Source organism: Kitasatospora sp. NPDC004799 (assembly GCF_040609095.1).
Classification (GTDB): domain Bacteria; phylum Actinomycetota; class Actinomycetes; order Streptomycetales; family Streptomycetaceae; genus Kitasatospora.
The window spans coordinates 1-9927 of the sequence record NZ_JBEXJK010000305.1; the positions used below are offsets into that span (position 1 = coordinate 1).

Consider the following 9927-nt stretch of genomic DNA (forward strand, 5'->3'; position numbering starts at 1 on the left):
GCGGCGCCCGGCCCCGGAGCACCTCGCTGCTGCTCGCCTCCTGACCGGCCGCCGGAGTGGCAGGGACCCCCGGCACCGGAGGAGGTGCCGGGGGCCGCGTCCGTCCCGCCGGGGTCAGCCCCGCGGCCAGGCCCGGAACTGCCGCAGCCCGTACAGCAGCGGCCGCGGCGGGTGGCGCCGCACCACCCGGCGGACCTCGCCGTACACGGTGACGTGGTCGCCCACCCGCTGGGTCAGCACCACGGCGCAGTCCGCCACCGTGTGGGCGTCGCGCACCAGGTGCGGGCCGGCCGCGTCCGGGGTCTGTTCCCAGGGGAGCAGCTGGTAGCGGTCCGGGTTGCCGGAGGCGAACAGTTCGGCCGTCCCCCGGGCGTCCTCGTGGAGCAGGTTGACCGCGAACAGGCCGCTGCCGGTGACGGCTTCGAGCGTGGGGCTGCCGTCGCGCAGGCAGACCAGGAGGGTCGGCGGGTCGAGTGAGACGCTGCACACCGCGGAGCAGGTCATGCCCTTCGGGACGCCGTCGGGGCCGGTGGCGGACACCACGCTCACGCCGGTGGGGAACCCGCTCATCATGGTCCGGAACTCCTCGGGCGCGGCCCCGGCCGTCCCCACGCCCCCCGTCCGCACGGCTCCCGCGCTCCGCACCGTCCCGGCCGGTTCACCCGCGTACTCGGTCATCTCGCACCGCTTTCCGTCTCGACGGACTCCCTCGCTGCCACGGCCGGCACACCGGCCGCCCCGGTCCCCGCCCCCGCCGGCCGGCCCTCCAGCCGGTCGAACAGTCCCAGCAGCGGCCCGGTCGCCGCCGTGGTGGCCAGCGCCATCACCACCAGCGCCAGGACCAGCGGCGCGGGCAGCACCCCGGAGGCGTAGCCGGCCTGGAGGACGATCAGCTCGGTCAGCCCGCGGGTGTTCATCAGCGCGCCGATCCGCCGGGCGGCCCGGGGCCGCTGGCCGCCGAGCCGGGCCCCGGCGTACCCGCCGAGGCCCTTGCCGAGGAAGCCGAGCAGGACCGTGCCCGCGATCAGCACCCCGGAGGTGGCGGAGAACGCGCGGGTGAGCACGGTGATCCCGGTGACCACGAAGAAGGCGGGGGTCAGGAACTGTCCCGACCGGGACACCGTGGACACCACGCGGGTCCACGGGCCGCCGTCGTCGTGCGGGATCGCCAGCCCGGCCAGGGCGGCGCCGAGGATCGACGTCATGCCGAGGTGCTCCATGGTGAAGGCCACCGCGAGGGCGGCCGCCCCGACCAGGACGGCCATCGCCCGGGGCGAGCGGCCGCAGAGCCGGGAGGCGGTACGGGTGCCGAGCGCGTAGCGGATGGCCAGCGCGCAGAGCACACCGACGGCCAGGGCGCGCAGCGAGTGGAGCGAGCGCGCGAGGTCCCCGGCGCCCAGGCTGATCGCCACCGAGAGCAGCAGCCAGCCGACGGCGTCGATGACCACGGCCGAGGCCAGCGAGAGCCGGCCCGGCACGGTGTCGCCCATCCCGCGGTCGGCCAGGATGCGGGCCATCACCGGGACGGCGGTGATGGACATCGTGACCGCGACCATCAGGAGGTAGGCGGGCAGCGGGGCGGTGCCGCGGGCCGCCCGGTCGCCGGTGAGCGCGACCAGTCCGACCAGCAGGCAGCCGGTGGCCAGCGGCGGCACCAGGGCCCCGGTGACGATCCAGGTGGTGCTGCGCCGGGGCAGCCGCTCCCGGCCCCGGCGCAGCTTGTGGGCGAGGCCGACCAGGAAGAGCACCAGGGCGGCCTCGGCGACGTTCTTGACGAGGTCGAACACCGGCCCCGGCAGCACGTCGTCGAAGGCGGGCCGACCGACCAGGGCGATCACGGCGGGCCCGGCCAGCAGGCCCCCCGTGATCTCCCCGATCACCTCCGGCTGCCGCAGACGGCGCGCGACTCTCCTCCCCGCCACGGCGATCAGCAGCACGACGCCGAGGACGGCGGCCGCGTGCGCCACGCGGGTCAGGAACTGGAGGACGTCCATGATGAACGGGCCCCTTCCCGGGGGTCGTGGTCAGCGCATCCGGGCGAAGTAGTCGTACGCCTTGGGCAGGGCCGAGACGAGCCGCTCGGTCTTCTCCCGGATCTGGGCGAACTCCCGTTCCGCGGCGGCGCCGTCGGTCAGGTCCAGGGCCGGCGAGTGCGCCACCTCGATGCCGCCCATGCCCAGCAGGACGCACATGTAGGAGTACGGCGGCAGGCCGTGGTAGTACGGGAACACCGTTTCGGAGTCAGGGAGTTGGTGCTTCCAGAGTTCCAGCCGCTCGGCTAGCCCGTCCGGGATCGCCCGGGTCTTGGTGTCCCGCCAGTACTGGGTGTCGGTGCGCTTGGCGGCGACGTAGTGCAGCACCAGGAACTCGCGCACGCCGTCCATGACATGGGCGACGGCCCGGTTGTAGAGGTCGCGCCGGGCCGGGTTCCAGTCCTGCGCCGGGAAGTACTTGACCAGCTGCTCGATGGCGTGGTGGATGAAGAAGATCCCGGTCGACTCCAGCGGCTCCACGAAGCCGCTGGACAGGCCGATCGCCACGCAGTTGCGGGCCCAGGAGTTGCGGCTGCGGCCGATCCGCATTCTGATGTGGTTGGCCTCGACCTCGGCGGCGGCGGGGCCGACGAAGGCGCGCAGGGTCCGCTCGGCCTCCTCCGGGGAGAGGTAGTCCTTCGCGTAGACGTACCCGGTGCCGACCCGGCCCATCAGCGGGATCGTCCAGATCCAGCCGGCGTCCTGGGCGGTCGCGGTGGTGCACGGCAGGACGCCGCGCTTCTCCATGTCCATCGGCACCTGGAGGGCGACCGCGCTGTCGTTGGGCAGGGTGTCCTGGTAGGAGATGAACGGCTCCTCCAGCGCCTTGTTGAGCAGCAGGCCGCGGAAGCCGGTGCAGTCGACGAAGAGGTCGCCGGTGAGTTCGCCGTGCTCGGCGGTGCGCAGCCCGCTGATCCAGCCGCGCTCGTCGAGCCGCACCTCCTGGACGTCGTCGACGATCCGCCTGACCCCGCGGTCGGTCGCGTACTGGGTCAGGTACTTGGCGAGCAGCGCGGCCTCGAACTGGTAGGCGTACGGGAACTGGGTCTTGCCCTGGTGCTCGGACATGGTGAGGCCCTGCATCTCGTCCGCGCCCTCGTCGAAGGGCTGGTCGATCAGGGTGCCGTCGAGGTGGCGGGGGCTGAGGCCGGCGTCGATGACGGAGGCCATCACGAAGCAGTCCTTGTCGAACCGGCCGGTGGGGCCCTGCTTGAGCCACCAGTCGGTGAGCGGGAAGCCGTTGACCGAGCGCATCTGCTCGAACGGGTGGTAGAAGTAGTGGCCGGGCTCGCGCCAGTTCTCGAACCGCACGGCGAGCTTGTACGTCGCGTTGCAGGCCGGCATCCAGTCCTTCTCCTTGAGCCCGAGGAACTCGAAGAAGTGGCGGATGTCGCTGAAGGTGGCCTCGCCGACGCCCACGGTGGAGACGTTGCCGGACTCCACGAGGGTGATGTCCACCCGGTCCTCGAACGCGGCCTTCAGGTACGAGGCCGTCATCCATCCCGCTGTTCCGCCGCCTACGATCACAACCCGGTCGAGCACTGGTCACTCCTCTTCGGTGGTCCACGTGTGCCGGCAGGGGAGGTGCCGGACACCGGCAGCGGTGGCGCCGTCGGTCGTCACCCCGCTGGAAGAAGCTGAGGGCGGCGCCACCAGAGAGCGACTCTAGGCAACGGCGTAAGGTCCGACCAGGTCATTTGGCACTGGCCGAAAGTCGCAGGTCGGGTTGATCCGTACCTGCCGAACGACTCGAACACCTGACGGTTCGTCAGCGCGGTGTCAGCGCAGGTCAGCCACACTGCTGTGGCCAGATCTCCCCCCGAGACGGAGCCAGCCCATGACGCAGCAGCGGACGATCCCGCAGTTCGCCGTGATCCCCGGCGCGCAGGTGCACAGCGTGCTGTCCGGCAACGAGAAGCACACCCTCGACCTGGTCGCGGCGACCTACCGGGTGCACGGCGAGGGCGGCACGGTCAACCCGCCGTCGTACTTCCTGCGCTTCCCGGACCGGCCGAGTTCGCGCATCATCGCGCTGCCGGCCTCGGTGGGCGGCGCCGCGCCGGTCGACGGGATCAAGTGGATCTCCAGCTTCCCGGAGAACGTGGCCGCGGGCCTGCCCCGGGCCTCCGCGGTGCTGGTGCTCAACGACCCCGCGACCGGCTACCCGATCGCCTGCCTGGAGAGCTCGATCATCAGCGCCGCCCGCACGGCCGCCTCGGCCGCGCTGGCGGCCGACCGGCTCTCCGTCGGTCGGCCCCGGCCGCGGCGGGTCGGCTTCGTCGGCACCGGCCTGATCGCCCGGCACATCCACACCTATCTGGCCCGCACCGGCTGGGAGTTCGACGAGGTCGGGGTGCACGACCTGTCCGCCGAGCACGCGGCCGGCTTCCGCGGCTACCTGAAACGCGCCGCCCCGGACGGCACCGCCCCGGACGGCCCCTGCGCGGCACCCCGGATCACCGTGCACGACAGCGCCGAGGCGCTCGTCCGCTCCTCGGACCTGGTGGTCCTGGCCACCGTCGCCGCCCGGCCGCACATCACCGACCCCGCGTGGTTCTCGCACAACCCGGTGGTGCTCAACGTCTCGCTGCGCGACCTGACCCCCGAGGTGCTGCTCGCCTCGGCCAACGTGCTGGACGACGTCGAGCACTGCCTGAAGGCCGAGACCTCCCCGCACCTGACCGAACGGCTCACCGGCAACCGGGACTTCGTCGACGGCACGCTCCACGAGGTGATGGCCGGCCGGGTGGAGGTGCCGACCGACCGCCCGGTGGTGTTCTCTCCGTTCGGACTCGGCGTCCTGGACCTCGCGGTCGGCAGGTTCGTCTACGATGAACTGGCGGCCCGGGGTGAACTCGGCGTCGTGGACGGCTTCTTCCACGAGCTGGACCGCTACGGCAGCGGAGCCCGGCAACCGTAGCGGCAATTCCGACTCCCCATGGACAGCTCAATCCGCCACCTGTAGCATTCTTCTGACAGGTCGACAGATCAGGACCAGCCGTCACGCTGCGTCCCCGTTTCGGCCGGTCACCGGGCGGCACGGCCAGGCCGCGCCCCCGCCCCGAGCAGGGCGCCGGATCGCTCCCCCGTCGATCCGGCGCCCCCTGGGTGTCATGAACAGGGCGCGTCATACCACCCGCCCGCGGCTCCCCCGCCCAGCTGGTATCTCCCGGTCCGCTCCGGCGTCGCGCAGACTCACCTGGACGGCTCGGACCAATGGGGGATGCTGTTGTGGAAATCAAGCTTCTGGGACCGCTGCTCCTGTCCCACGAGAACGAGCACTACACCATGGCGTCGAAGCGGACCAGCGTCGTACTGACCCTGCTGGCGACCTCCCCGGGGATACCCGTCCCGTTCGACGAGATCGTGGACGAGTTATGGGGCGACCAACCGATGGCCAATGCCCGCAACGCCCTCCAGGCGAATGTCGGACGGCTGCGCCGGCTGCTGGAATCCGTGACCGGCCGCAAGGGCGACGAAACCCTGCGCACCGCGAACGGCGGCTATCTGCTCGACGTCCCGCCGGACGCGATCGACGCGCACCGGTTCCTGCGGCTCTCCGACGAGGGCGGCGACCTCGTCCGCCGGGACCCGGCCCGGGCCATCGCCACCCTGGAGCAGGCGCTCGGCCTGTGGCGCGGCGGAGCGCTGATGGACTCCTGCGACGGGCTGCGCTGCCGGATCAGGGCGGCCCACCTGGAGGAGCGCCGGATCAGCGCGTACGAGGACCTGACCGCCGCCAAGCTCGCCGTGGACTCGGCCCGCGTCCCGGTCTCCGAACTGCGCCAGCTCGCCGACGAGCACTCCGAACGGGAGCGCCTGAGCGAGCTGTTGATGCTGGCGCTCTACCGCGACGGCCGGCAGGCCGAGGCGCTGGAGGTCTTCCACAGCACCCGCCGGCGCCTCGCCGACGACCTGGGGCTGGAGCCCGGCCGCGCGCTGCACCACGCCTACCAGGCGATCCTGCGGCAGGCGGACCTGCTCGGCGAGCCGCGGCGGGCGCTGGACCTCGCCGGACCCGTACCGGCCTGATTCCGCTTGGCATATGCCCGTTCCGGAATCCCGGAATCCCGGAAGAACGATCACCGATCGCGCCGCGCATTCGGCCCCGCGGACACCGCCCGATTCCGCCCCGTTCGCGCGCGGTCCGACTGTGGACGCCCCAGGATCGCTCTGTTAGCGTGGCGACCGCCTTGGAATTTTCCTGGTGGCTACGCGAGAAGTGGGAATCGCGGACGGGGGCCCAGTGGACGTCGAGTTGAGGCATGCCAAGATCGTCACCACCATCGACCGGCTGGGCAGCATTTCCAGAGCCGCGGCCCAATTGAACCTCCCGCAATCGAGCCTCACCGCACAATTGAAGCGGATCGAAAGGGCGGTCGGCGGCGAACTGTTCGTACGGACCAGGACCGGAATCATTCCGACCGGCTTGGGAGAGCGGCTCATCCCGATGCTGGCCGAACTCGTCCGGCACGCGGACCGGGTGATCGCCGAGGCGGCCGCCCACTTCACCGAGGTGTTCCGGTTCGGGAACGCCGAGTGGACGCCGCCCTCGCTGCGCAGCGCGCTCAAGTCCGCCCTGCCGGTCAAGGAGGTGCAGACCGAGACGCTCAGCCCCGACGCGGCCATCGCGCAGGTGTCCCGCGGCACCCTGCACGCCGCGATGGTGCCCGGGGTCGCGCTGGCCGCCTCGGCCGAGGCGGACGAACTGGCCCTGGCCAGCACGGTGATCGTGCGGGAGCCCGTCTGGGTGGCGCTCCCGCACGACCACTGCCTGGTCGGCCACGAGACGGTGAGCCCGGCGCAGCTCGCCGCGCTGCGCTGGGTGCGCTACACCCGCGACCACTGGTTCCACCCGATCGAGAAGCAACTCTTCGCCGCCATCGGCGGGTTCGACCCGGAGGTGCTCCACTACGTCGACGGCCACCACGAGGCGATGAACTGGGTCCGGGACGCCCGGGCCGCCGCGCTGACCCCGCCCACCGGCGCCACCCGCGAGGTGCGGCTGGTCCCGGTCTCCGTCGCCGAGGGCACCGACATGCTGCTGGTCTGGCGCAGCGACTCGGTGACCGGCGACATCCAGCGCCGGCTGCTGAACACCCTGCGCCGCTACTACTGCGAGTACGCCCGGACGATCCCCTGCTACTGGTCGTGGGTCACCCAACACCCGGAGGACTTCGTCGAGTTGGAGTCCTTCCTGCCGCCCCGGGTGCAGCGCGGCGGAGCCGGCCGGGCGGGCCCGGACCGGTCCGGGCCCGGCGCCGGTCACAGGGTGGCGAGCGCCTCGGCGGGGGGCGTCCGCAGCGCCGCCCCGGTGGCCGAGACACTGGCCAGGGCGGTCAGCGCCCCGACGAACCCGACGATCGAGAGGTAGATCCAGAGCGGCCCCCGGGGCAGCCAGGAGCCGTCCAGCGCCATCCGGAACGGCGCGAGCGTCGCCCCGGCGACGAAGGTGCCGAGCACCGTGCCGACGGTGGTGACGAGCAGCGACTCGATGCCGGTCATCGCCAGGATCTGGCCGGGGGTGGCGCCGACCAGCCGCTGCAGGGCGAACTCCCGGCGGCGCTCGGCGGCCGCCACCACCAGGGTGTTGACCAGGGAGATCACCGCGTACGCGATGATGCTGCCGGCCAGCAGGTAGTCCACCCAGGCGCCGACCCCGTCGCCGCCCTGTCCGGCGGACAGCGTGGTCTGCAGGTAGATCAGCGCGGTGGACAGCCCGGTGGCGAGCATCACGGGGCTGACCGCGCCCGCGATCCGGATCCGGCGGGCCCGGGCGTTGTCCATCGCCAGGTCCCCGGTCAGGCCGAACAGCGCGCGCAGCGGGCGGTGGAACACCGCGGTGAGCACCTTGGTCAGCCCGGGGCTGAGCAGGGCGATCCCGCCGGCCCAGAGCATCGCCGAGGGGCCGGCCGTGCTGGCCGCGACCTCGCCGTTCATCACCGTCCCGGTGACCACGGCCAGGGCGGTGCCGCCGGCCAGGCAGAGCACCGCGAAGGCCAGCCGCGGGCCGCTCAGCCAGCGGTGCTGGAGGCGGGACTCGGCGAGCGCGTCGGCGGGCCGGGAGAGCGCCGCCCGGCGGGAGGCGATGAAGGCCGCGGTCAGCGCGGCGAGCATCGAGGTGCCGGCCGCGGTGACCATCGGGATCCAGCCGGCGTGGTAGGCGATCCCCTCGGGGACCACCCCGCTGGCCGCGATCCGCGCCAGCATCCACTCGCCCGCGAGGTAGCCCGGCACCAGGGCGAGGGCGACGGCGAGGAGCGCGACCACCAGGGTCTCCACCACGATCATCCGGCGCAGCTGTCCGGGCAGGGTGCCGATGGCGCGCAGCAGCGCCATCTCGCCGAGCCGCTGCTGGACCACCAGGGCCAGCGTGGAGCCGACGATGAAGACGGTGACCATCGCGGCGATGCCGCCGAACACCGCGGACATCGAGATCAGCCGGCTGGCCGCCTGCTGGGTGCCGGCCGGAACGTCCGCGAACGGCGGCACCCGGTGGCGGATGCCGGTCTCCATCAGGCCGCCGCAGGCGGTGAGGATCACCGCGCCGAAGAACAGCGCGACGGTGGAGGCGACGAAGCTGGTGCGGCGGAACCGCAGGGTCTGCAGGGCCAGGGTGAACATCAGCGGGCCGCCTCTCCGGCACGGTCGGCGGGGGCGTCGGCGTCGTCGCCCCAGGCGCCGAGCCTGGTCATCCGCTCGGCGATGGTGTCGGCCGAGGCGCCGCTCAGCTCGTCGACGATCCGTCCGTCGGCCAGGAACAGCACCCGGTCGGCGTAGGAGGCGGCGACCGGGTCGTGGGTGACCATGACGGCGGTCTGCCCGTCGCCGTGGACGGCCTGGCGCAGCAGCCGCAGGACCTCCACCGCGGTACGGGTGTCCAGGGCGCCGGTCGGCTCGTCGCCGAACAGCACCGCGGGCCGGGTGATCAGGGCCCGGGCGATGGCGACCCGCTGCTGCTGGCCGCCGGACAGCTCGCCGGGCCGGTGCTCGCCGCGCGCCCCGAGGCCGACCTGCTCCAGCACCCGCTGGACGCTCTCCCGGGAGGGCCGGCGCCCGGCCAGCCGCAGCGGCAGGGCCACGTTGTCGGCCACGCTCAGCGCGGGCAGCAGGTTGAAGGCCTGGAAGACGAAGCCGATCCGGTCCCGGCGGAGCCTGGTGAGCTCCTTCTCGCTGAGCCCGGCGAGCTCCAGGCCGTCCAGCGAGACCGAGCCGGAGTCCGGCCGGTCCAGCCCGGCGGCGCACTGCAGCAGGGTGGTCTTGCCCGATCCGGACGGCCCCATCACGGCGGTGAAGGTGCTGCGGCCGAAGCCCACCGACACGTCGTCGAGGGCGACGACCCGGTTGCGCTCGTTGCCGTAGCTGCGGCGGACGTTCCTCAGTCGCACGGCGTCGGTGATGCCGTGCACGGTTGCGGTGGTCATGGGCAACTCCGTGGGTGCCGGACGGATGTCAGTGTTCGTCGACGCTTCGCAGCAGGTCCTCGACCGAGGCCAACCGGGCGGTCAGCGCGCGCAGTTCACCCCGGAGCAGCTTCTGGCCGGCCAGCGTGTCCTCGGCCAGCCGCCGGTAGGCGGCCATCGCGGCGGCGTCCGCGCGGTGCCGCTGGAGGGTGAAGTACGAGACGATGCTGAGGCTGATCCCGCCGATGACGATCAGTGTGATGACGATGGCGATCACGCCGCCGCTCATGAGGGTCCCTTTCCGTTCCTTCGAGCGTCGCGCTTCCTCACAGACGCCGTGTTTCCTTCGGACGCCGCGTCCCCCGCGGGCGCCGTGCTTCGGTTAGGGCGTGTCTGACGATTCCAGTCGGGCTCGCGACGCCGGGGCACGCACCTCGCCGCGTTGTCGTCGGTCGCCAATGCTCCGCAGTGGCTCCCTCCTCCGCCTTGCG

General features: G+C 72.6%; 9 protein-coding genes. 3 read left to right on the forward strand and 6 right to left on the reverse strand.

Annotation, left to right across the window (positions count from 1 at the left end; all coding sequences use genetic code 11):
- Positions 1-114: 114 nt before the first annotated feature.
- Genes ABZW03_RS29650 through ABZW03_RS29660 form a run of 3 tightly spaced genes read right to left on the reverse strand, consistent with a single transcriptional unit; the run spans position 115 to position 3575 of the window.
- On the reverse strand, positions 115-678 hold the full coding sequence (locus ABZW03_RS29650; RefSeq protein WP_355264862.1) for a flavin reductase family protein: 564 nt from the start codon (positions 676-678) through the stop codon (positions 115-117).
- On the reverse strand, positions 675-1994 hold the full coding sequence (locus tag ABZW03_RS29655) for a cation:proton antiporter (RefSeq protein ID WP_355264864.1): 1320 nt from the start codon (positions 1992-1994) through the stop codon (positions 675-677). The genes ABZW03_RS29650 and ABZW03_RS29655 overlap by 4 nt, the downstream gene beginning before the upstream one ends.
- A gap of 30 nt (positions 1995-2024) precedes the next feature.
- A complete protein-coding gene (locus ABZW03_RS29660; protein WP_355264867.1) occupies positions 2025-3575 on the reverse strand; it encodes a tryptophan halogenase family protein in 1551 nt (516 codons plus the stop codon).
- Positions 3576-3870: 295 nt separating this feature from the next.
- Between ABZW03_RS29660 and sbnB the strand changes: the two genes are divergently transcribed.
- From sbnB to ABZW03_RS29675, 3 genes are all read left to right on the forward strand, one after another.
- Positions 3871-4953: a 2,3-diaminopropionate biosynthesis protein SbnB gene (sbnB, locus tag ABZW03_RS29665; protein ID WP_355264870.1), complete on the forward strand. Its 1083-nt coding sequence runs from the start codon at positions 3871-3873 to the stop codon at positions 4951-4953.
- 311 nt (positions 4954-5264) lie between these two features.
- Positions 5265-6065 (forward strand): AfsR/SARP family transcriptional regulator, encoded by an 801-nt coding sequence (locus ABZW03_RS29670; RefSeq protein WP_355264873.1) that lies wholly within the window; start codon positions 5265-5267, stop codon positions 6063-6065.
- Between the two features lie 226 nt (positions 6066-6291).
- On the forward strand, positions 6292-7407 hold the full coding sequence (locus tag ABZW03_RS29675) for a LysR family transcriptional regulator (protein ID WP_355264876.1): 1116 nt from the start codon (positions 6292-6294) through the stop codon (positions 7405-7407).
- Here the strand turns inward: ABZW03_RS29675 and ABZW03_RS29680 are convergent.
- The 3 genes from ABZW03_RS29680 to ABZW03_RS29690 are packed head-to-tail and all read right to left on the reverse strand — an operon-like array spanning position 7299 to position 9725.
- Positions 7299-8657 (reverse strand): FtsX-like permease family protein, encoded by a 1359-nt coding sequence (locus tag ABZW03_RS29680; protein WP_355264879.1) that lies wholly within the window; start codon positions 8655-8657, stop codon positions 7299-7301. The two genes, ABZW03_RS29675 and ABZW03_RS29680, sit on opposite strands and share 109 nt — an antisense overlap.
- Entirely contained in the window at positions 8657-9457 is an 801-nt protein-coding gene (locus ABZW03_RS29685) for an ABC transporter ATP-binding protein (RefSeq protein WP_355264882.1), read from the reverse strand. The genes ABZW03_RS29680 and ABZW03_RS29685 overlap by 1 nt, the downstream gene beginning before the upstream one ends.
- Positions 9458-9485: 28 nt before the next feature.
- Positions 9486-9725, reverse strand: coding sequence for a hypothetical protein (locus ABZW03_RS29690; protein WP_355264885.1), 240 nt, complete (start codon positions 9723-9725; stop codon positions 9486-9488).
- Between the last annotated feature and the right edge of the window lie 202 nt (positions 9726-9927).